Below are 24797 nucleotides of genomic sequence, written 5' to 3' on the forward strand. Positions count from 1 at the left end.
CTTTTTTCACTTTTGACCACAATGCAGAAGTGGCCATTTAGGCCACTTTTGCATGCACGATTTATGAAAATTTATAACGGTAATAGAAAGTTTTATAGTCAAATATTGATGCCTAAACAAGTGCTACAGGTATCTATTAATGAGAACGAAGGTAACGATATGATTGAAAACTAAAAGTCTTATATCTTTGTCTCAAATTGACTATGACCAGGTGATATTATTCAAACACCGATCATAATAAAGAAGAGGAAGAAAAGTTTTCGGGCAGCGTCAAAACTTTCTACCGAAAACAACTATTCAAAAAAGATTATTGTGCTGGTTGACTCTCGTTATGTTTTTCGACAACGGAACAAAAAGAAGAAAGTCTTATCTTCTGGATATATAATTTACTAGGAAGCTCTTTCCGCCATTACGTTACGCAAATCGTCAGAAGCGGGTAGCTCAAAGACTTCAAGGTGAAAATATTTAATAGCAGCAAAAAGATGATCGAATAAATCGGACATTGTATCTTCAAAAAATGCCCACTGTGTTCCCCTTGTAAACATATAGAGTTCTAAGGGTAAGCCATGTTCTGTAGGGGCTAATTGACGTACCAAAAGTGTTAATTCTTGATGAATCCCAGGATTTTTACGTGCATAGGCCATTGCATAAGCACGAAATAATCCAATATTAGTCATCCGCCGACCGTTAACCAGTACACTGTCATCTATTCCCTCCCTTTTATTGAAAGCCGCTATCTCTTCTTCTCGCTTTTCAATATAGGGCTTCAATAGGGCAATTTTCTTGAGTTCTTGAATTTCATCTAGGGTGACATAGCGTATGGAAGAGATCTTAATATTAATCGGCCGTTTTATCCGTCGACCACCGCTATCCTGCATACCTCTATAATTCTTGAACGAATCGCTAAGTAACGTATACGTCGGAATAGTCACAATGGTTTTATCCCAGTTTTGAATACGTACATTATTCAAGTTTATCTGCAAGACATCACCATCTACTCCATACTTAGGCATTTCAATCCAATCCCCTACCCGTACGGAATCATTGGCCGAGACTTGTATACTCGCCACGAATCCCAAAATTGTGTCTTTAAACACTAACATGAGGATTGCAGATGCTGCACCTAGAGACACTAAAAATGACCATGGGGATTTACCCGTTAACAATGACACAACCAACATTCCAACAATGAAGATCAAAAAGATCTGTACCACCTGTAGGTAACTATCAACCGGCTTATCCTTAAAGACCTTGGTACTCCTAAGTATGTCTCGCATGGTACGCAATATACTGTTGACCAAAGCATAGACAGCAAGTATCATCAGAATTGCCAGAAAGGTACTTAAAGCATTACTGAATACAGGAAACCCCATAAATATAAAGGGAAATACCTGCTGGGCTATAATAACTAGAATTAAACGGCTTAAATGAACCTGTACCCTATTATCGAGCAAACGATCATCCCAATCGGTGTTCGTCTTTTTTATAAATTTGCTTGCTAGGGTATTGAATACATACCGCGTTATATAATCAACAATAACCAAAAGTATACAGGCGAAAAAAAGTAGTGCTCCAGAAGCTAATATATGATTAATCTGTTCCGTCAATCCAAATCGCTGAATCCAATCAAACGTCTGTTGGTAAATTGCACTAGTCGATTGTTCGCTAAAATTCAGTATTGTCGTTTCTTCCATATCATCTTTTTTCAGTCCCCTTTACAAAGCATATAGCCTATAAATCTTCTTTGCTCAGATCCGCCTCTCCTAAAATAGAGACATGGATAGAACAAAGGAAAGCCATTCATTTCCGAAAAGGCACTCCAGTACATGTTGTCAATCGACTAAGATAACACAAATCTGCGGGCATCTACGTAATACTCCCCTCTTTTAACCATAATAAACCATGGTTTCCCAATTTATCCTGTGTATTCTAGTTGTTAAGTCCAAAGCTATACCCTCCCTCGGTAAAGCTATACATTTGGAAGAAAGCACAAATATGCCATTCATCCAAGTCAAGAAATAGTTTTATTTTTTGTATATCAAATATATTCCTTTGTCCTTCCCCGATGTGTCGGTATTGGTTAAAGTAAATATCATAGTCTGGTTTTCGGAAAATGTAGTGGGGACTTCAAAAAGCTTTGCTTCAAACTTATACCCATCGTCCGTATTACTAGTTTCGACTTTAAAATCGATTTCGCCTTGAGGCATTTTCATTCTAAGATAAGCGGTACCGTTCCAGTAGCATTTTGGCTTATGTCTCGCATCTAATAAATCATGAATCTGGAATGGATTTAATAGATTCCAATTAAAATGATTTCGCTTAAAATAAGCTACCCGAAGTACCCCATTTGAGTCATTCCAGTCAAAACCTTTGATCCCAAGTTTGTCTTTAAGAAATATTCCCCCGCTAGGTGGTTGCTTATTTTCGGGAAGGCTTTGCAAAATACGACCTTCAAAGTCCATTTGAATCCAGGAGGGCCCTTTATAAAAAATGCTTTCCCTGTCCTTCACATTGTCAATAGACAAATACCATATATTCTCCCCATTCGGATCAAGGTATACAGCATCTTCATCTACTTTATTTCCTAATAACAGACAGGGTACATAGTCCAATTCGGCATTCGTCAGCCTTTTTATGATATATGGTCCGCTCTTTCTAATCTGAGAGAGGTAGCGATAGCTTTTATAAGAGGTCCTATTGCTACTCTGTGGATATATATACCACATACCCAATAAAATAGCAAAAAATAGTAAAAGTAAAGTAATCTGTGTGATCTTGAGCCTCATCTGTTCAGTATATATTTTACTTATCTATCCACAAGAGTCATAAAATGTTACCCTTAATTCCTCATTTAGATTGTGAGCAGTAAGAGTGAGATTTAAAATCAACCATGCCTCCTCCTTTACGGTTTCCCATAATTTAGGAAGTACTTAAATCTTATTTTTGTCAAATCAAAAGACTGAAAAACACATCAAACAATAGGTTAATAATATGCTTCCACAATTGATGGAGAATATAGAGCTCATCGCTCTAATAGTTCTTCTATTTACTTTTTTTGTTTACACGCTGTACCATGCTGTAAACAATCCTAAACTATATAGCGAAGAACGATTATTCTGGGTATTGATTATTCTTCTGACTACATTTTTTGGATGGATTGTGTATTGGAAAGTTGGTAAAAACGGTAGCAACAGATCACAGATTCTTCTAAACAAAAGAGCCGATTACCCTTAGTAACCGGCTCAAAATAAAACCATCAATCTCAAAGGAGAAATAATAGCTAACTTTCTTTATTCCACCATACCTTTGTACCAATAACATCATCTCCTTGCCGCTCAAGCGCTTCTCTGTACTTTGTTCTATTCGTACTCTGTTCCTTTAATGGATAAATAAAGCGACTAGGAATTCCATCTCCTACCTCCGGCAGGAACGGATAAGATACCTGAGACCCTTTTACGGTACCAGACCAGACAACATCCCCCTTCTTCACTAAAAATAGAGGATAGCCTGTTCGACGTATCTCTGACCAGCCCTCGATTCCCTGATTAAATAGCGCTAGATATTTCTGGCTTAATACATGCTCTTTATTGGCTATAGGCAACAGATTCAAATAATTATCTATTTCATTCTGATCACCTCCCCATTTCTCCAAAGAAGCCCGCACTCCCTTTTTGTACGCCTGCTCATCCCATCCTTTTATTTCTGAAATCAAGAACTGCACCTCTGCGTATTCCATCAAAACTTCACCGTAGTTGGCAGCATCAATAACTGCACCTGGAAGCGATATTGAATCTACAGGGAATAAATCTGCCGCTGCTAATGGTAATCCATATGGTTGCCCAAAGTATACGCCTTTACTATTTGGTTTTGCAAAAACTTTCAGCCGTGGATCTGCGATTCCGAAAGGTCCTCTACTTCCCTTCAATACGTCTACAATAACATGTGAAATGGCAAAATCCTTTCTATTTGCTGTGACTGTTGCCTGATACAGAGGCGCTTCATTTGGCGAAGAGTTCGAATATTTAAATACCGCATTATCTGCATTAGATTCAAAAACGCCTTTGGCTAGGGCATCGTTTATATGCTCTGTTGCCAATGCAGGTAATTTATGTGCAATACGATTAGCCAATCGCAGTCTCAGACTATTCGCAAATTTGGCCCATTTCAGATTGTTGCCATCATAGATAATATCCGAGTTCTTAAAAGTCTGTAGTTCTTTATACTTGAACAATGTATCTGCCGACTGTTTTAACTCATTTAGAATATCGGTATATATTTTTTCCTGCGGAGCATACTTTGGAGTAAGATTATCCGGATTCTGCTGCAAAGCTTCAAAATCAGGATCTTTACTGCCATAAGATTGATAAGGAATATCTCCGAATACATCCGTCAGATTATGGAAAGCATAGGATTTCAATATTCGGGTGATCGCTATCTGATTAGTATTAGTTCCCACTCCTCCGGTAGTCACCCACTCTTTCGTTTTTTCATCCACATTCAACTTAATAATCTCATTGAGATTATTCAATGCCCGGTTTACCCCTGTCCAAAATACATCAGAATAATTTACTGGTATCATATAACGCGATTGGTCGGTATAGATATTCTGACTAAAATACTGCGCATACAGCTGCGCTCCGCGAAGATTCAGATCGGGATTCCTAACCGTATTTATCAAAAGTCGTTCACCTCCGACCAACAAGCTCGACGTACTTACGGCAGCCGGCTTATTAGGGTCCGTATTGATCTCTTCAAAAATACGATCTGAACAACCTACAAGCTGTGCTGTAGCCAACAACAGTCCTATAATATATTTATATGCTTTCATCTCAGTCTAAAATTTAACGTTTACATTAAAACCATAAGTTACAGGAGTAGGAATATTTCCCCCTTCTATCCCCTGTACATTCCCCCCGCTGGAAGTAAACTCTGGATCGATATACTTACTTTTCGTATAGATGTTCCAAAGATTGCGGCCATACAGGGATACACCTATATCTCTAACCGTCTTTGTATTATTGATTTTGAAATTATAACCAAGTGTCACCTCGCGTAATTTGACGAAAGTAGCGTCAAAAATAGAGAACGCTGTAGGCCCATTGTATTCATTTCTCGCCCACTGTTGCGCTGTAACCCGACTATCATTTTCTTTCACATTACTGACGGTATAAGTTCCATCCGCATTAAAACCAACATCAGCCTTCACCCCGTCCAATACAACACCAGTCTCCCGTATATTATTCGCTGCAGTCTTGTCCAATATTCCTGCATACATCCCCACTTTATAGGTTTGCGAGAAGAAGCTTCCTCCCACCCGACCATCAATTAGAAAACCGAGGCTGAAACGTTTGTAGCGAAATTGATTTTGAAAGCCAAAAATGTATTTTGGCAACACGGAGCCAAGTGGTGTCAATTGAGACGTTTTCATATATAGCCCATCTTTATCCAACACTTTACGTCCATCGTCTGTATATACAAAATCGTATCCTAGAAACTGTCCATAAGCTTCGCCTTCGCGGGCCACTAGATTAACCAATGCATCACTTAGCGTCAATGTATTGACCATATCATCGATCTCCACAATTTTATTTTGGTTTCTAGACCAGTTGAACATCGTATTCCACTCCAAGTCAGCCCCTTTGATAGGTGTACCTGTCAGTGTTACCTCAATTCCTTTATTATTGATTTTACCGGCATTGAGGACCTTCGTTTCGTAACCAAAAGAGGAAGAAACTGGAACAGCCAGTATCTGATTACGCGAGTCATTATTATAGTATGTTATATCCAGTCCCAAGCGATTACGGAATAACTGCAACTGGGCGCCAGTCTCCCAAGAAGTCGTCATCTCTGGCTTTAAGAACTCGTTATTCAGTTTTTGGGACAGGCTATTGGCAGGTCTACCGTCAAATGCTTGCTCTACATCATAGACTTTGGCCAGTTGATAAGGATCAGTAGCATTCCCCACCTGAGCCCAGCCTAATCTCACTTTTGCGAAAGAAAGCCAGTCCAATTGTTTTAATGCCTCTAATTGACTCAGAATAACACTTCCGGTCACCGAAGGATATAAAAATGAATTATTCTTAATGGGCAATGTCGAAGACCAATCATTCCGCAATGTCGCATCCAAAAACAGATAATCTGCATAGCCTAAAGATACACTTCCATACAAAGAAGGAGTCCGCGTATGGTAACGGAAGTTATCTACCTTCACTGACGATGCATTTTTCAGGTTGTAATAATTAGGTACCACTAGACCTCCCTGCGTAATCGCATAATCTACTTTACGTTTTTGATCTCTCAGATTGGCCCCAGCATTAGCGACCAAAGACCAGTTGTCCCATCTCTTATTAGCCGTTGCCAAAAACTCATAATTATACTCATTCAATGTATTAGCAGCTTCTTCATATTGCGAAGTACTTCTAGAGTATACAGCGATCCTATCCTGTGATCTAAAATTATACACGTCACCATGTGCTTTGGCATTCAGCGTTAACCAATCATTGACCTCATACTGTAATCCAACATTCCCATAAAATCTATCCCTTTGTTCTTCCAAATAGCTTTCATAAGCCGACCAGAACGGGTTATCGATAAAACGTGTTGCTTTTCCGGCAGGTGTATTTTGCCATCCCGTCCTATTCCAAGCCTTTGGCGTACCGTCTGCCCGCTTATAGTCTTCCAACAACTTATAATCAACCTGTACCGCCCCCCATTGAAATGCTTCTAACATGATATTTCTGTTCGATGCGCCCGACCAGGGCTTACCGACAGAGCTGTTCCTTACATAGTTTATGTTAGAAGTAATGCGAAGCTTACCAAGCTGCGTTCCTCCAGAAAAATTCAACGTGTTTCTATTCAACGTCGCATTGGGAACCGTACCACGCACATTTTTATTCGTATAAGAGAATCTGTAATTGGTATTTCCACTAGTTCCTGCTATAGCCAGGTTGTTCGTATTTGACAATCCAGTTCTAAAGAAATAATTTACGTCATGCTTCGGGTATACCCAGGGAGTAGTCTTCAGATAAGCAGCTGCATCTTCAGGATCCAATGCGTACCACTGCAATACTTGCTGCCCATCTAGACGCGGTCCCCAGCTTTCGTCCGAAGCATAGTCTACGATCTGATAATCCTTTCCGTTGATTTCCTGTGTTTTAAAATCCTTAGAATAGCCCTGTCCGTATAATTTTTGTCTCTTGGGCAGGCGAACCACATTTTCAAATTCCAGTCCTGTATTAACTGAAATATCCACCCGCTCACCTTTAGCCGCTTTTTTAGTCGTAATCAGAATCACTCCGTTGGCAGCTCTCGAACCATATAATGCTGCAGCTGTCGGTCCCTTCAAGACGGTTACACTTGCAATATCATCCGGATTTATATCTTGAATCAAGTTTCCTACATCTTTTCCTGCGCTACCATTGATGGTCGAGGTTGTATTCAGGTCGCTGTTATCAATAGGTGTACCATCGATCACATAAAGCGGTTGATTATTTCCAGCGATAGAGTTGATTCCCCGTAAGAGTACGCGAGAAGAACCTCCCATATTACCTCCAGAAGAAATTACCTGAAGACCGGCAACTTTACCAGAAAGAGCACTCACGGCGTTCGTCGGTCTTGTCTGCAATTCGCTGCCTTTCACTTCTTGTACTGCGTAGCCCAAAGCCTTCTTTTCACGAGATATCCCCAAGGCTGTGACGACCACCTCATTCAACTGTTCCGATATCGGGACTAAGGTAACAAGTAGATCTCCTGAAAGTGAAAAACTCTGTAAAGTTTGTTCTTCATATCCGATATAACTAACGCTAACACGTGGCTTATCCGCCTTGATACTCAATTGAAAACGTCCATCGGAATCGGTTTGCGTTTTGACTAGTGTAGCGAGATCCGTAACTGTCGCTCCTGCTATAGCCTGCCCTTCTTGGTTAACAACTCTTCCAGCGAGGGAAGATTGGGCGTAGATTTTTCCTGTCCCGAGGGCAATAGCCGCCCAGACGAGACTTGTATGTAAAGCTCTGTTCATATTAAAAATAACACTAATTAATGGTTAAAAACTAACGGCTAATGTTTTTGGGAATAATCCGTCCTCTCCCTCGATTATCCCCTCAACACATTCGGAAAAAGAATTGTTGTATCATATTTCATTATTAAAAAGACAAATATACATATAATCCACCTAATTAGTAGACTTTAGTGCAAATACAACATAAGTAACTCAAAATCAGTGTAAATAAAAAAATGCAATCTCCAACTGAAATTGCATTTTAGCACTTTTAATATATTTAAACAAAATAGGTGAAATCAAATCACAGCCTCTACTCCAGCAGGAGGTCAATTGGTAACATCAACTAATTTAATTTGAATATACTCTACTCCATTTCTAAAGGCAAATTGATTAAACGCTATCTTATCATCTTTTCTTGAGAAAACCGGAACTCCAACCACTTTTAAATCTTCTGGAGTATTTAAGGTCAACTTATCAAGCTTCTTTGATACTAAATGAAATACATACACATTATTATTACCTATAAATGTAACCTTATCTCCTTTGGTACTGATATTTATGGGAGAAGAAATAGAAAAGTCCAAATCTGACACATAGGTCGTTTCCCCCGTCATCACATTACATTGCACCACCTGATTACGGCCTTGATCATCCTTCCCTAATGCATAGACTGTACTACCATCCGGAGAAGATCGTAACCAATGCCTCAAATCAGACAGGCCCTTAATGGTTCGAGACAACCTTCGTTGTTTGATTCCTTGTGGTACCTGAGGGCGCTCACCAACCTTGCCCACTGCCCCTCTATCCTGCACAATCACCTGCGGATCTATTTCAACTGTAAAAATCTCCGTTATGGTCTCTCCTTTATCATTACGTGTATTTCCCTGAAACGCTATTTCATATTTTCCTTTAGCTCCTATCCAGCATTCATCAAAAGCTTTAGAAATCTCATCCGATCCCCACTTTGGCTCTCGTACGACATCAGTAACTACGGCAGCATATAGCTTCCCGTTGTTATTGCCTTTCTCCTCTGGCACTGTTACGCCACTTTCGTGAGGCACCATCACTCCAACCACACGCAAGTCCGGATCTACAAACTCATCATTATAAGTAAAACTGACTAATCTACCATCTGCACTCCAAGCATGCGAATGCGTCCCACCACGTAGTGATCCAGGGATATAAGGCGGCACCACATCACGGGCATCCATATGTATTCCCATCATAGGCCTGTCCGTCTCTATTGCCAGACCAAAGCGCCTGGCCATATCATAAGGTTTAGTTTGATCCGCATCATACAATCCATGAATAAACAACACCATATTCTCTTTTGGGCTAAAGGAAGCAGCACCTACACCGGGGCCATATTGTGTTTGATTATCAGTTTTGTAAAGGATTTTTTCCTCACCGGTATTTACATTGACCATGCCGATTGTTGATGTCTCTCCTATTTTGGTATCATCATTACGACCGTCAAACACAATCCATTCATCATCAGGAGAAAAAACACCATTATGGTGTAGGGTATGGCCACTGGCCGACTGGGTTAAGGTTGTAACCTTAAATTCATGCATACAGCTATAGAAACTAAAGGGTAAAAAACAGAATAATATAGATCGGTTTAACAGACTCATTACTTATGTAACTTATAATTTTCTAAATCCTTCAATACGGTGAAATGTTAAGAAATTAGCATCATGGTTATTTTTTGCGTCTACTTTTCCATCGTTGTAAGCTGTTCTACACAACACAATTAGATCATTGCCTTCAAATAACCAATCTACGTATTGGAAACCATGATTAGCCACGTCTTTATGTTCCAAAATAACTTTCACATCTTGCCAATTCTGTAAATCTTTCGATTTACGTAACATTAATACATTTCGATAATTGGCAGGATTAGTTCGCTTAGGATCCACATTCCTATATCGTTCGGGGATTGAATTTGTCAACGTGTAGTAATATCCGCTTTCTGGATCATATTTGATCACAAATTTCTTACTTCCCCCATCAAAAGGTATAAAACCTTGTGTAGGATCAAAACTTAATTCCTTACCATCTGCCGAGATCTTCACCATAGCTGCCTTCTCATCTAGTGTAGTTTTATCATCCACTCGTAGCATATTCCACATCTGTTTATCTGGTCCTACAACGAAATTGCCTTCCAGCCATCCCGTAAAATTGCCATTCAGATAACTTTTATCAAAAAATAACGGCGTACTGGCCTGCCAAGATTTTGCATTCATCAAATCCGCATCAATTGGTGCTGACATAACCATAGCTCCGTAACGCTCTCCCCACTTTAAGACAGGACCATGTGCCGTCTCCATCGGTCGCCATAAACGACCATTATACTCTACAACCGGCATTGGAGCACAGTGAAATTCGCCTGTTAACAGCACACCATTCTCTTTATTCGTAGGTTTAGTCCAAGACTTACCTCCATCTAAAGATTTACGAATCAACACAGTCCCATGGTGTCTATCCGGTCCTAGTAAGAATAGTTCACCCTTATGCACAAACAAAGAACTCCAGAATGCTCCATTGATTTCACTGGCTTTTTTCCAAGAGCGACCTTTATCTTTTGAACGATAAATTGTCGTAACCGCCTGCTGCCATTCCGAACTCTGTGGACCAAAAAAATCATGCGACGCCACATAGTCACCATTTGGCAATATAACCAAACTAGGAGAACCTATATACTTTTGTGTACTTGCCGGTTGGTAGTGAACTACCGTACCTGGTACATGCGAAAAACGTTGAGCGAGCCCATCTGTGTGCGCCAACAAAAGGACAACATATAGAAAAAAAAATCTTTGCATAATATAACTTATTTAATAATCCGTGTAACTAATTTAAAATTTTCCCTTTACCTCAAACAGAACTTATCAGAAAATTCTTTAAAAATTTTCATTTTGCTTAATCTGTGGATCAGAGTCAATTACCACTTGTGGTATAGGGTGAACTACATGGTAAGATTTTGCATTTTTACCTCTTCTCACCGCATCAGATATAAATTTACCCATGCGGATCATATCCATACGACGATGTCCCTCATTATAAAACTCATGTCCCCGTTCCAACAAAATTTTATCTCTAAACATCTCTTTACTGGTAACTTCAATACTTGTCAGATCTGATAATCCAGCTCTCTTCCGAACCAGATTCAGGTAATCAAAGGCCTGTTGACTAGGATATTGTAACTCATTGAGTGCCTCCGAATAAGATAAGTAAATATCAGGCAATCTAATTTCAGGAATATCATTACCGTGGGCGGCTCCGACGTGATTTTGATCAGGCCAATATTTGAATGACCGAACATTATCCGATCCCAATAAGGTTACTGTCTGATCAGCGTTATTGATATAACTTGTGATCATCAGATTCTTCCGCTTATCATTCGTTTCAAATGAATTATAAAACTCATCGTAAATCCTAAATTCATTCGGCCAATTTAGCCAACTGGATTTAAAGGTCAGCCCAATCTGAGGTGCTGATTTAAAATTCTCTGGAAACGCCACATTACTCCAACTATTAGCAGTAGCACGATCAGAAGATGCAATAGCAGGACGCACCCAAATAAACTCCTTATTATTTTCGTTTTCTACTTTAAACAAATCTTTATATTCTGGGTATAATGTGTAATTAAAATCCTTTAAAAACTCTGCCAAAACATCCGTTGCTTTTTGCCATTGGTGTGTATTCAAATAAAATTTCGCAAGATAACCTTTTGCTGCAGCTTTATGAGCTCTATACTTTTCCTTTTCAGCCCCAGGGTTAGGCAAATCAACAAGAGATGCTCCTAACTCACTCTCAATAAAGCTTTTCATCTCTTCTTCCTTAGCTCTTGGCAGACTCAACGACTCTGTGGTTGAGGTGCGTAAGGGTACTGGGCCAAAAAAGAAATACAACTTATAATAAGATATAGCTCTTAAAAACCGAGCTTCAGCAGAATACAGTTTTTTCTCCTCATCAGAAAGGTTAGACATCGATATATTCTCCAAAAGAATATTACTATTGCGAATACATTGATAAGGAGAATCCCAATTCTGAATCAAAAAATCCATTGTTGGATCCCAATTGAAATCTCTGAAATTCCGAATAGTAGCCTCGACGTTATCGCCACTTTGATAAAGTATATCTGTAGAAAATTCTTGCGGACCTAAAACATAAATAGAATTATTACTATTCATATTAGCCGCTTTAGCATATCCTTCATACAATACAGAGGTCAGTCCCTCTTTAGTCTTTAGGTAGTTCGTGGGCGATAATTGCGAGTACACTTCTTCCTGGAGAAAATCATTACAAGATTGAACGGTAAGTGTTGTTGCAAAAAGGGATATATATAATAATGATGTATTAAAAGTCTTCATAACTATAGATTTAAGTTGATACCTAACATGAATGTACGCGCCGTAGGGTAGGCATTCCAGTCAATTCTGGCTCCACTCCCATTAGGGTTGATAGACGGATCATATCCTGTATAATCGGTTATAATCGCCAGATTCTGGCCTACTACATAAAGATTTACTCCCTTCACATATTTTGTGTTTTGAAGCGGAATCGTGTATCCTAATTTTACAGTATTCAATCTAACGTAACTTGCATTTTCGACCGTATACGAATTCACCTCTTTCTTACCTTGCTTTAATGGGTTTACAAAAGATGGATATACATTGGAAGGATTGTCTACGGTCCAGCGATTGAGCATAGGATCAGCCAAACGATTCCGTTTCAAATTTGCGGGAAAATAAGTATCTACCAGATTATTATTCAACATACTGACTCCAAAAACACCATCGATAAAAATATTTAAATTAAAACCTTTGTAATCGAAGTTATTGGTCATCGATGCCGTATACTTCGGAAATGAATTGCCCAATACCACACGGTCATCGGCATTTACAATCATATCGCCATTGATATCCCTGTATTTAAAATCTCCCGCTACCACTGCATCTTTAGTTGTAGAGAAATCATCGCCTTTCTGCCAGATTCCATCTATTTCATAACCAAAGAAAGAATATATTGGTTCTCCCACTTTAATAATAGACACATTAGATGTCCCCCCTGCTGATCCATTATAAATAATGGTATTCGACCCAAGATCTTTGACCAAATTCTTTAACCAAGCAAAATTCCATGTCGTCTCCCAGTTAAATGGCCCTTTCACATTCTGTGTATTCATTAAAAACTCAATACCGGAGTTCCGGACGGCCCCGACATTGGTCATCATTGTCGAAAACCCAGTAGTACGGGGTACTGCTAGGTTTAACAACATATCTTTGGTGTCTTTGTAAAACACATCGACACTTCCAGAAATTCTATTGCTCATAAAACCGTAATCCAATCCAAAATTGAGCTGTTCTGAAGTTTCCCATTTCAGATTTGGATTTGCAATACGACTAGGAGTAGTTGTACTAACCTGTCCACTTCCGATTACCGCCTTTTGTCCACCCGCATAAGTAGAGATAGATTGGTAATTACCTATTTCTTGATTACCTGTCCGCCCCCAGCTAGTTCTGAGCTTCAGCGTATTAAAAAGGCCTAACTCTTTGATAAACTCTTCTTCTTCTAATTTCCATCCAAAAGCAAAAGATGGAAATACCCCAAAACGATTATTTGTACCAAAACGCGAAGAACCATCAATACGTAAAGACGCCGTAAACAAATATTTGTCATATAGATTATAATTTGCACGTCCTAAATAAGACAATAGGCTATTCCTCGTCCGACCACTACTCACAATAAATTTTGTAGGATCAGCTAGCCCCATATTATTTGTTCCTGTCGCATCAGATGAAAAACCACTCCCTTGAGAAGAAGAAGATATATCATTAAACTGTTGCCCAGTTACACCAACTAAGAAGTTTAGATCGTGTATATCAATTTTCTTCTTATAACCAACGGTAAATTCTGCCAGATAACTCGTGCTAGTTCCATGCAAAATACTAGCTATCCCTCCGTTAGCCCGTCCTTCAATCGTCTGTCTATCTACATATGTATCACGTCTCTGATTTGAGATATCAGCTCCTACATTTAATTTTGCAGTAAAATCTTCTAGAAAGTTCATTTCTCCGTAGATAGTTCCTAATGTCCGATACAGGTTGGATTGTGACATCTTACCATTAGCAATAGCTAGAGGATTATCGATATTCATATCTGGAGACAGTTTGTAAGTTCCATCAGCATTATAGATCGGCAACGTCGGATCGTATGCAATAGCGGCATAAATAATGCCCGCACGCTCATTCAAATCCATACCATTAGCCACATAATTATCTTTGATATATGAACTTGTAATATTCGTTCCCAATTTAAAATTTCCCGCTGTATGCTCTAGATTTACCCTTGCACTATACCGTTTATTATCCGAATTGATTAGTAAACCATCCTGCCCAAAGTAGTTTAGTGAAGTATGATATCTCGTATTTTCATTCCCTCCGGAGAAAGATAGATTATGATTTTGTACAGGAGCTTTTTTAGAATACATCTTAGACAACCAATCCGTTCCTTCAACAATGTCACCGATACGCTGACTTTCAGTCCCCTCGCCAGCGTCGATCAAACCATTGATAACATCTTTATATTGTTGGGTTGAGAGTATATTAATATCTCGTTGTATATTTTGTGCCCCATAATAAGCATCATAGTTCACATTCAGTCCGCCCGTCTTTCCTCTCTTTGTTGTGATAATCACCACACCATTTGCACCACGGGACCCATAAATTGCAGTAGCAGATGCATCTTTCAATACCTCAATAGAGGCAATATCATTTGGATTTATTGCATTCAGCGGATTACGAGCGGACTTCATCCCTGTGAAATTGGCCCCAGTCCCCCCCACTGTTGCCGAATTATCAATAGGAAAGCCATCCACTACATACAACGGCGAGTTGCCGGCGTTTACAGATCCTACTCCACGTACATTCACCGATATTCCGCCACCAGGCTCACCGCTACTCTGTACAACCTGTACGCCAGACACTTTACCGGCAATCAATTGCTCCGCTGAGATATTTGCCCCTTTATTAAAATCCTTTTCATTCAGACTACTAACACTCCCCGTTATATCTGACTTCTTTGAGGTACCATATCCGATTACTACAACTTCTTCCAATGCACCTTCTTGCGCGATTAGACCTATTTCATAGTGTGTTCGAGAATCCAACTGAATACGCTGCGATTGGTAACCAACATAGCTGACTGTAAGGCTAGTGTTGCCATTAGATATAGAAAGACTAAAACGTCCTTGTGCATCTGAATTGGCCACACCAGCTTTATCGCCTACTATAGTAGCTCCAATAATAGGACTACCCGTAATTTGATCTTTGATCGTACCAGTAATCTGTTGCTGGGCATTCACTTGATAGGAAGCAAGTGTCAGCACAAACAACACCAAAATTTTGAGTTTAACTATCATAACTGTACTTTTATAAGTGGTTCATAATTTTATTTAAAAATTTCCGATTTTAATTTGTCATAGTTTTCCTTTAGTTCATTTAATTTAATTTTTGTTTCTCCATCAAGCGGTTCTATATCATCTCGCCTACATGTTGTTCCCATCCAACTATACGTTCCTTGTAGGTAGTATTTGGCAGCAGTAGGATACGCATAGTGCATGACATCCATATTATCGATTAGGAATTGTTGCACTTTATCGACCTTACTCTTCTGGAAAGAATCATTATAATTATTACATATCCAGACAATAAGTTCTGGAAAATAATTACCCTGAATACACGATAGACCTGCAGATCCAGACGCTAGACTATCCACCGCATGAACCATATACGCATCATACAGACCAAAATCGCTTACACCATCCGTTTCGTTAATTTTCGCTCGTATATTTCCGATATCAAGAGATGTATCTTTATGGTACATGATTCGACCGGTCTTGGCCAACTCTCCTAGAAAAGCAGGATCAATCACCCGCTTATAAGGCACAGGACATTCATAAAAACCTAAGGGTACATCATCGGTCAAAGTCAGCAACTGATGGATATTAGATCTAAAAGTAGCTTCATCATCCTTCTCTTGAGCCATTAGACTTGTTATCACAATAACAGCCTGTATACCTGTAGCATAGATTTCTTTTACAAATGCAGCTTGTAGTTCAATAGATTCTGCAAAGGTCCCGGTTGCAACAATAGGCACTCTTCCGTTCACTTTTTGTACTATAAATGAAACCGATTCGATCATTTCCTGCTTCGACAAATGGAACATTTCGCTCGAAAGACAATTGGCAAATAACCCCTGTGCACCAGCACTTAAATAAAATTCGATAAGTTTTTCTAAGGCACCGTAATCTATACTCTTATCCTCACAAAAGGGCATAAGCATCACGGGAATAAATTCTTTATTATTCCTAATCATAATATTTCAATATGTTGTTAGTTTATTTAGTTCTTAATTTTCGGCTTATATTTCCAAATAAAAATATAGTTAGTGTACCTACCACTATAATCATGTTTGCATGTAATGGATTATGTAGATAGGCCATATTTTCGGGAATGAGATAGGAGAAAGTCATCCAAAGAATCACACATATTCCGACGATGGTCCCTACAATAGCGTCACTATTAGTCGCTTTTTTACTGATTAAACCTAGTAGAAACAGGCCCAACATACCTCCAGCAAAAATACCGGATAGAGTCCACCAGACATCCAGAAGGCTCTTAATACCAATCATAGCAATTCCACAGATCATACCGATCACTCCCACGATCACGGTTGCTATATATAATACTTTCAAGCTATTTGTATCCGAAGAGTCCTTATTGAAATACCTTTTATAGATATCCTCTGTGAATACCGTGGCCGAAGCATTCATACCCGAACTAATGGTACTCATCGCCGCCGACAGTATCGCGGATACAATCAACCCAAGCAATCCTGTTGGGATCATGTAAACCATAAAATGAGGCATGATCTTGTCTCCATAATCAGCAGGCGACAATGTAGTGGCCAACGCTGCTACCTGCGGAGTTTGCACTCCTAGCCCGAGTTGTTCCGAAGCCGCCTGCAATTTTATCGTTGCTAATAGCTCAGGATGCTGCATATAGTAAGTATAAAGACAGGTCCCAATAACAAAAAACAACAAGGATACTGGCACGTAAATCCATACGCATAGCCATACAGATTTATTTGCTTCTTTAGGGCTCGATGCTGTATGATAACGTTGCACATAGTTCTGGTCCATACCAAAATTGTTCAAATTGATAAAAAAACCGTACAGCAACACAACCCAAAACGACGAGTTTACAAAATCAAAATCCAATGTCCCCAGGCTAAATTTGTTTTCAGCTATTCCTACATCAATAATATCCTTAAAGCCGCCAGGTACCTCCTTCACCACCAAATAAATGATGATGACCGCCCCTACAGTCTTCAATATACCCTGCACCACTTCCGTCCAGATTACCGCTTCAATTCCTCCCATCACAGTATAGATAACGATACAGATTCCTGTCACAACCATAATAACCACCATACTGTAGCCCGTCAATGCCTGTAATGTCAACGAAATCCCGAAGAAAATAGAACCTATACGCGCCAATTGAGTCAACAAGAAACAGACAACTGCATAAGTCCGGGCCCAAGTACCAAATCGTTTTTCTAGGTTTGTATATGCGGATACCTCTCCTGTACTTCTGTAGAAGGGTACAAAATACTTGGTAGCCAACCATGCCGCCAATGGCATAGAGAGACTAAATGCAAATGCATTCCAATTTCCACCAAAAGCTTTCCCAGGAACCCCCAAAAAAGTATTTGAACTTAAAAATGTCGCATAGATCGATATCCCTATTGCCCATCCAGGGATCCGGCCAGCAGCCCGGGTAAACTCATCGGCCGATTTATTCCTTCTCGAGAAATAAACTCCAACGAGTACCATAGCCAATAGATAGACCACGATTATGGCAATATCAAGTAGGGGAAGATTCTTCATAATTCTAATTGTGTTAATTCTTTATAAGCTTGATATAATTTTTTATAGATAGCGGCACGTTCAGGATTACAATGGTACGTTTTTGAAACTTTAGCAGCAAGTTTTATTTTCGCCGTATCTATATCCGGATATGCTCCTGCTACCACAGAAGCAAAAATCACAGAGCCCAAAGCACAGGTCTGTTCGCTGTCCACTACCTGCACATCACACTCTAAGACATCTGCCAATACCTGTACTACATACGGCGCCTTATTAGGAATCCCTCCTGTTGCGATGACCGTTTTTATAGGAATATTATAGGAACGAAAACGGTCGATAATAGCCTTAGAACCAAAGGCTGTTCCTTCTACCAAAGCTTTAAAAATATGTCCAGCCTCTGTGGCAAGAGTAATCCCGTACGCAGTAGACGCTTTAGTAAAATCTGCATCTGGAGTCCGCCGTCCATTATGATAATCAGTAAATAGCATATCGTCTACAGTCAAAGGGATAGCTGCGGCTTCTTTTGTCACGTGCTCAAAGAAATTATCCTCCAACACTTTACGTTGCTGATCTGACAGGTTGAGATTTTCCATTTCCAAAACTGGTTTAAGCATCATCTTCTTGAGCCAGTTATAGATATCGCCAAAAGCAGATTGTCCTGCCTCGAACCCGACCATTCCAGGATCAATAGATCCATCCACCTGTCCACAGATTCCCTCCACCAACGGAGGATTATCTTCCTTGGGAACCACCAGCATATCACATGTCGACGTACCGATTACTTTGATCAAGGTGTACGCTTCACTCCCCGCTCCTACAGCTCCGTGATGAGCATCAATTGCACCTACATTGATCAATGTATCTTTATCAAAACCAAACCTCTTCACAAAATACTCTCCTATTTTCCCAAACTCCTGATCTGAGGTATATGTATTAGTATAGAACCTATTGATCAGATGATAAAAAGTAGAATCCAGTGAACAGAGAAACTCAGACGACGGTAGGCCACCGTGCGATTCATTCCACATCGCTTTATGTCCTGCGGCACATCTATTACGTTTTATTTCCGAAGCCTTAGTCGTCCCTGATAAATAAGCTGGTATCCAATCAGACTGCTCGACCCAGGTAAACGCCACCTTAGCCACCTCCGGATCGACACGATTTATGTGTAGGATTTTCGACCAGAACCATTCAGATGAATAGATTCCTCCACTAAACCGTGTATAGTCGATCGCCCATTTTTTTGCCAAGACATTAATCTCATCAGCCTCCTTTATCGCGGTATGGTCTTTCCAGAGGATAAACATCGCATTAGGATTCTCCTCAAAACCATCACATAATGCTATTGGATGGCAACTTTCATCAACGGCAACAGGTGTAGACCCCGTAGTATTCGTCCCAATTGCTTTTATCTGCCTGATTGTTTCTGGTGGCAGATCTTTCAACAATTCGGTAAAAACATGATCAATACACTCGATATAATCGAGCGGATGCTGTCTATATTGATCTCTTCCAGGATTACAGTACAGCCCCTCTTTCCAGCGCTTAAAGTAAGACACCGCTGTAGACAATACCTTCCCTGTAGTCGAATTGACCAACAACCCACGCACTGAATCCGTGCCGAAGTCCATTCCTATTACCAGTCTTCCCTCCATTACGACAGTTTTAGTTTATTCCACAAAAATTGACCTTGATACCCATTGCCTCTATAGCGACACCTTTTATTGCGGCAGCACGTGCAACATCAAAGTCACCATCTACGTAGACTACCTGTATATGATTTGCCTTGTGTTTGGCCATCATTTGATCCCGGCTTACCCCATCCAGCACCCCATGCATAATCGGCCATTGTCTATCCGTCAGATTCCATCTGCGGTTGGTTTCCTCTGCAGGTAATTCTACAACCCTTCCTGTACCTATATCGCACAACAGTTCATTGTTCTCTATATAGACTCTGCTCCACACGATTTTTCCCGGCCGGCTGATTCCCCGCAATGTACCGCCTCCTTTTTTAAAGAACATCGCCGGTTGGCGAAGACTATCAGCCCCTTCATATCCGCCAATAAAATGCGAAGCTGGAGCTGCACCAGAAATCAAAAACACCCAGACAAACTCGTTCACACCATCGACTATATAATCCTCTCCGTAACGCAGGTCATGCAAGGTATTGTCCCCATTCAACCCGAGTGCATTCCATAGATGATACGTAACATAGCCATCGATTCCCGCACATTCATCTACTTCATTAAAGTGAGGCAAAGCCTTACCAGGATACAACTCTATACCTGCTTCACTATAGACTGGAGGCCTATTCGTATTATTCAAAAGCCCCTCTACAAGGTCACTTGCAGGTACAAGGTCCTTTAATCCTTGTTGATACTGAATACCAATGGTATCACAGCCAAATTCGTCTGCCAACCGCAAGGCGGCGATATACATTTTACATTGCTCTATAGTCTGCTCACGTGTCAATTCCGTAGCCCCATCTTGTCCCCAATCAAACGACATCCCTTTGTTCAGCATCCAACTCAAGACATTTTCAGCATCACTATCCGACACCGTCAACATTTTAGCATACAAAGTGGATTGACTTAACCGTTCTTTAAATATTCCCAGCTTATGAATGAGAGCATCGGGTACAATCGCGTTAAACATCCCCATACAGCCCTCATCAAATACCCCCATTACAATTCTGTCATCAAGTATCTTATGGGCAAGCTTCTCTGCCACATCGCGATCTGCTTTAGCTAAGTCTTTTCCGTCAAAAGGTTTGACATGCGAATAGTCATGTGTTATTGTTCCCTTTTCTGTCCACTCCGCCAACTTATCCATAAAAAAATCATCCGTAAAGTCCTTGCTCCACAAAAAGCTGTACTCTACCTCGGCCTTGGTCAGTGATCCGGTCAGGTTCATAGCTCCGACCAATCCTGGATAAGTTCCATCCCAGTTCGCCACAACCAATATTGGCCCTTGATGTGCTATCAATCCCGCCAATACATGGTGACTATACTGCCATACACTTTCTGCTACAATAAGTGGAACCGTCTTATCTATATTTCGAAAAATCTTGATCCCTTCATGTTGATAATCGATAAACCCATGACCTTTTTCAGCATTGTAACCATGCGCCCGATTAATTTTCCATCCCAATTTCTGAAATGCTGTCTGCAACATTTCTTCCATTTTTTGTTGCATTGGCCAGCAATTAAGGTTTGCTGCCGGTCTTAGATCTCCACTACAGACAAGGACTGCTTCTTTATTCTTTTCTGATACCATAGTAAACTAATTTATAATAGGTATTACAAAAATCAGATAAGATCAGACGAAATTTGTTTAACAATTTAGCTAGTTATTCCAACATTTTATCATAATGTTGTTTATCTCACATCATTTTCACAACTTTAGTGAGAAAAGAAGGTAGACCAATTATGAAAGCGAAGTTTCATCAAGTTCCTAAAACGAGCGACCATACATTTAAAATCCGACATGATTTATTGCCTCATTTCGGAACTATATGGCACTATCACCCTGAAATAGAATTGCATTATCTGATCAAAGGAGAGGGAATCCGCTTCATCGGCGAGAACATCGCTAACTTTGAAAAAGACGAACTTATATTATTGGGCAGCAACATCCCCCACACCTGGAAATGCAATATTAAATCCGATAGCGAATATTATGTAGAGGCTCTAGTATTACACTTTCACCCTGAGTCATTAGGTCACAATTTCCTGAGCCTACCCGAAACATTAAAGGTTCAAAAACTGCTTACACTAGCTCGCCAAGGTTTGATTATCCAAGGTAACTCCAAGCAAAAAGTTGTGAAATTGATGAATAAAATGAAAGAGTCTACGGGTATCAATAAGATCGTATATCTATTAAAGATATTTGATCTATTGAGCAATAATGCAGAGTACGAAATCATCTCGCCTAATTATGCCAGTTCATCTTCCAATAATTTTGACGACGAACGCATAAACAAGATATTCAATTACACTTTTAATAATTTTAAAAGAAATATAACGCTAGAAAAGATGTCTGAACTGAGTAATCTAAGTGTAACATCTTTCTGCCGATTCTTTAAAAACCTAACACAGAAATCGTACTATGATTTTCTAACGGAAATCCGCATAAATCACGCCTGTAGGTTACTTATTAACTCCAATATGAAGATAGGAGCCATCGCCGAAGAAAGTGGTTTTGAAAACACCTCTAATTTTTACAGGCATTTTAAACGATTTAAAGACAGTACGCCCAGTACTTTTAAAAAGGATTACCTAAACGATTTCGAAAAAGGATAATGACATCTTAATTCCGAGTATACAGTAGACATCACTTTCTAAATCGCAGATCTACTACAGCGTAAAACGGCTCCGATAAAATCGGAGCCGTTTTAAATCAATTATTTATCAACTTCGCCAATGCTTTTTCCAATTCTTCTCCGTGCAACCCCATAGCCACAATACGTCCATCGGGATCAATAAGATAGTTCTGCGGAACAGCCCGGATAGCGTACTTCACTGCTGCTTCATTCTTAAAGTATCCTAAATCAGACACATTAGTCCACACCAAGCCATCTTTCTCTATCGCATCCAGCCACGCCTTCTTTTTAAAATCTAGGGAGACTCCCAGTATGGTAAAGTTATGGTCCTTGTACTTATGATAAGCCTTTACGAGATTTGGATTATCCTGCCTACACGGCCCGCACCAAGAAGCCCAAAAATCAAGCAAAACATATTTACCGCGATAATCTGACAGCCTTATAGGTACACCTGCTGTATCGGCCTGTACAAAATCGGGGGCCAATTCCCCTATTTTAAGTATTTTCATTGCCTCAATCTGAAAACGGAGCTCCCTACCTTCCGGGCTCTTTCGCAATCGCTCTGTTAGACTTTCAAAAAGTGGTTCCACCAATGCTACGTTTACCGGCCCTCCGCTTATATAGTTCAAAGCATACAAACTGAAGTAAGAATCGGGATACGCGGTAACAAATTCTGCGTATCGTTCGTTCAGATTGTTGACAATAGCACGTCGCCTCTCCTGAATCCTAATAAGTTCAGCCTCGTCCTTCGTTAGTTTAGCTCTGCCCGCCAAACGTTTAGTTTCTTCAAGTCCTACGAATTCCCTAAATAACACATAGTCCTTACTTTGGCTTCCTTTTACAAAATCTGCGTTCAACAAAGAGTCTTTAGCCACAATCTCTACTATCCCTGGCTCCAAAAAGCACTCCTTGGTATCAAAAACTCCTGTTAGTTTCCTATTCAAGTGTTCCAGTCTAAGTGTAGCTGGCACAGCCTCGTCTACATCTACTTTAAAAGCAAATTTCCCATTTTTTAAATGAGTGGAGTCACGAAACATGACTCCATCTACATTATAACTCAACAGAACCTTAGCCCCATTTATTCTCCCCACCTTACCTTTTATATGGGTCGTATGTTGAGCACACACAAACAATGGCAGAGATAGGCAACTAAACACAATAAGCCTTCCATACCACACACACATTTTAATATTAATCATAACCTTCGTTTTGACTTAGGTTAGGATTCAACTGCCTTTCTCTACTCGGAATCGGATAAAGCACATCTGTTTGTTGCCAAAATTCCGGCTTTAATGCTCCAATCACGGTATTTACACGATTCGTACGCTTCAGGTCTAACCAACGATGTCCCCATTCTGCAAAATACTCTACTCTACGTTCTCGCTCAATAAGAGATAGGGCTACTTCCTGGCTTGGCATCTCTACCTCTCCGAGCTTTGCACGCTGTCTTACCTTGTTCAAATCCTCCTTTGCACCAACAAGATCCTTCAAATAAGCTCTTGCTTCTGCACGGATCAAATATTGTTCAGAAAGGCGCAGCACCACATCAAATTCATTTCCAACACCCCCTCTTACTTTATATTTGAACGGGAATGCATATCCTGCCGAAGTGCCAACCCATGCAGCCTTCCTTGCGTCACCATTTTCAAACAGGCTCAACAACGAAGGGTGGATCACTAAACTAGGCACACTTCCTGAGGTAGGAACTGTATTCATTCCTACAGTAGTATATCCCAAATGAGACACATCGAAAGCAAAAATCACATCTTCTTTATTCCCTTGGATAAAGATATATCCCAAGTCGTTACTTAAGCTGTACAGCCCCGTCTGCTTTATCACCTCCGTAGAGAGTTCTTCAGCCTCTTTATATTTTTCCAAATACAAGTACACTCTGGCCAGCAACGCAGTCGCAGCCCACTTGTTTACACGCGTGCGCTGTATTTTGCCAACCGGATAAGCCGCGGGCAACAACTCAATAGACTTCTGCAGATCCTCCACAATCAGGTCGTATACCTTTGCTACAGGTGTACGTTCCATGAGTTCATTCTCCTGCCGATCTATTCCTGTTATCAATGGCACTTCACCGAATAAATTGACCATATAGAAGTAATAGAAACTTCTTAAAAAGAAAGCTTCTCCCAAGGCCTGATTTTTGACTACCTCCGAAAAAGATGCTTTCGGCACCCCATCCAATATCGCATTAGCACGATATATCCCCACATACACCTCAGACCACAAGTTTCCGACTGTAGACTCGTTAGATTCTAGACTATTGGTTGTATATTGATCGTATGCCATAATCGTTGCATCCAAATCATCGGCCAGCATACTGGTATGTAAAGAGAGCAAGCCCAATGCATTTGAATTTCCACCATTGTACATTCCTGCAACAGCAGCCTGTAGACTGGCTTCATCTTCAAATATAAGTGACGTTTTCACCGCATTTTTCGGATCACCCACGTCCAGCCATTTCTCACAGCTAGAGAAAAGCAAAGTGGTTAAAATAGAAATAAATATAATAGACTGTTTCATGATAAGATCGA

General features: G+C 40.1%; 16 protein-coding genes. 2 read left to right on the top strand and 14 right to left on the bottom strand.

Going from position 1 to position 24797, the window contains the following annotated elements; all coding sequences use genetic code 11:
• Window positions 1-389 precede the first annotated feature (389 nt).
• Entirely contained in the window at window positions 390-1694 is a 1305-nt protein-coding gene (locus tag JKG64_RS06765) for a mechanosensitive ion channel family protein (protein WP_210353561.1), read from the bottom strand.
• 330 nt (window positions 1695-2024) lie between these two features.
• Window positions 2025-2786 (bottom strand): hypothetical protein, encoded by a 762-nt coding sequence (locus tag JKG64_RS06770; protein WP_210353562.1) that lies wholly within the window; start codon window positions 2784-2786, stop codon window positions 2025-2027.
• Between the two features lie 220 nt (window positions 2787-3006).
• Between JKG64_RS06770 and JKG64_RS06775 the strand changes: the two genes are divergently transcribed.
• A complete protein-coding gene (locus tag JKG64_RS06775) occupies window positions 3007-3234 on the top strand; it encodes a hypothetical protein (protein WP_210353563.1) in 228 nt (75 codons plus the stop codon).
• Window positions 3235-3280: 46 nt separating this feature from the next.
• Here JKG64_RS06775 and JKG64_RS06780 read toward each other — a convergent pair whose 3' ends face one another.
• The 10 genes from JKG64_RS06780 to JKG64_RS06825 form a co-directional block, all read right to left on the bottom strand.
• Window positions 3281-4828: a SusD/RagB family nutrient-binding outer membrane lipoprotein gene (locus tag JKG64_RS06780; protein ID WP_210353564.1), complete on the bottom strand. Its 1548-nt coding sequence runs from the start codon at window positions 4826-4828 to the stop codon at window positions 3281-3283.
• A gap of 6 nt (window positions 4829-4834) precedes the next feature.
• Complete coding sequence (locus tag JKG64_RS06785) at window positions 4835-8020, bottom strand: SusC/RagA family TonB-linked outer membrane protein (protein WP_210353565.1); 3186 nt, start codon at window positions 8018-8020, stop codon at window positions 4835-4837.
• Between the two features lie 308 nt (window positions 8021-8328).
• Window positions 8329-9576, bottom strand: a complete 1248-nt coding sequence (locus JKG64_RS06790; RefSeq protein WP_210353566.1) for a DUF3748 domain-containing protein — start codon at window positions 9574-9576, stop codon at window positions 8329-8331.
• 72 nt (window positions 9577-9648) lie between these two features.
• A complete protein-coding gene (locus tag JKG64_RS06795; RefSeq protein WP_210353567.1) occupies window positions 9649-10824 on the bottom strand; it encodes a sialidase family protein in 1176 nt (391 codons plus the stop codon).
• Between the two features lie 78 nt (window positions 10825-10902).
• A complete protein-coding gene (locus tag JKG64_RS06800; RefSeq protein ID WP_210353568.1) occupies window positions 10903-12375 on the bottom strand; it encodes a RagB/SusD family nutrient uptake outer membrane protein in 1473 nt (490 codons plus the stop codon).
• A gap of 2 nt (window positions 12376-12377) precedes the next feature.
• Window positions 12378-15425 carry a SusC/RagA family TonB-linked outer membrane protein gene (locus JKG64_RS06805; RefSeq protein ID WP_210353569.1) on the bottom strand — a complete coding sequence of 1016 codons (3048 nt, stop codon included), beginning with the start codon at window positions 15423-15425 and terminating at the stop codon, window positions 12378-12380.
• Window positions 15426-15454: 29 nt separating this feature from the next.
• Window positions 15455-16381, bottom strand: a complete 927-nt coding sequence (locus tag JKG64_RS06810) for a dihydrodipicolinate synthase family protein (RefSeq protein WP_210353570.1) — start codon at window positions 16379-16381, stop codon at window positions 15455-15457.
• 22 nt (window positions 16382-16403) lie between these two features.
• Window positions 16404-17954 carry a sodium:solute symporter gene (locus tag JKG64_RS06815; protein WP_210353571.1) on the bottom strand — a complete coding sequence of 517 codons (1551 nt, stop codon included), beginning with the start codon at window positions 17952-17954 and terminating at the stop codon, window positions 16404-16406.
• Window positions 17951-19588, bottom strand: a complete 1638-nt coding sequence (locus JKG64_RS06820; RefSeq protein ID WP_210353572.1) for a ribulokinase — start codon at window positions 19586-19588, stop codon at window positions 17951-17953. The genes JKG64_RS06815 and JKG64_RS06820 overlap by 4 nt, the downstream gene beginning before the upstream one ends.
• A 10-nt stretch (window positions 19589-19598) precedes the next feature.
• On the bottom strand, window positions 19599-21209 hold the full coding sequence (locus JKG64_RS06825; protein WP_210353573.1) for a fucose isomerase: 1611 nt from the start codon (window positions 21207-21209) through the stop codon (window positions 19599-19601).
• A gap of 152 nt (window positions 21210-21361) precedes the next feature.
• On the opposite strand from JKG64_RS06825, the gene JKG64_RS06830 reads away from it, so the two are divergent.
• Window positions 21362-22234: an AraC family transcriptional regulator gene (locus tag JKG64_RS06830; RefSeq protein WP_210353574.1), complete on the top strand. Its 873-nt coding sequence runs from the start codon at window positions 21362-21364 to the stop codon at window positions 22232-22234.
• A gap of 97 nt (window positions 22235-22331) precedes the next feature.
• On the opposite strand, the gene JKG64_RS06835 is transcribed toward JKG64_RS06830, so the two are convergent.
• Together JKG64_RS06835 and JKG64_RS06840 are read right to left on the bottom strand one after the other, a co-directional pair.
• On the bottom strand, window positions 22332-23453 hold the full coding sequence (locus JKG64_RS06835) for a TlpA disulfide reductase family protein (protein WP_210353575.1): 1122 nt from the start codon (window positions 23451-23453) through the stop codon (window positions 22332-22334).
• Complete coding sequence (locus tag JKG64_RS06840; RefSeq protein WP_210353576.1) at window positions 23446-24786, bottom strand: RagB/SusD family nutrient uptake outer membrane protein; 1341 nt, start codon at window positions 24784-24786, stop codon at window positions 23446-23448. Before JKG64_RS06840 ends, JKG64_RS06835 begins: the two co-directional genes overlap by 8 nt.
• Window positions 24787-24797 lie beyond the last annotated feature (11 nt).

It is taken from the genome of Sphingobacterium tabacisoli (assembly GCF_017908035.1).
Taxonomy (GTDB): domain Bacteria; phylum Bacteroidota; class Bacteroidia; order Sphingobacteriales; family Sphingobacteriaceae; genus Sphingobacterium; species Sphingobacterium tabacisoli.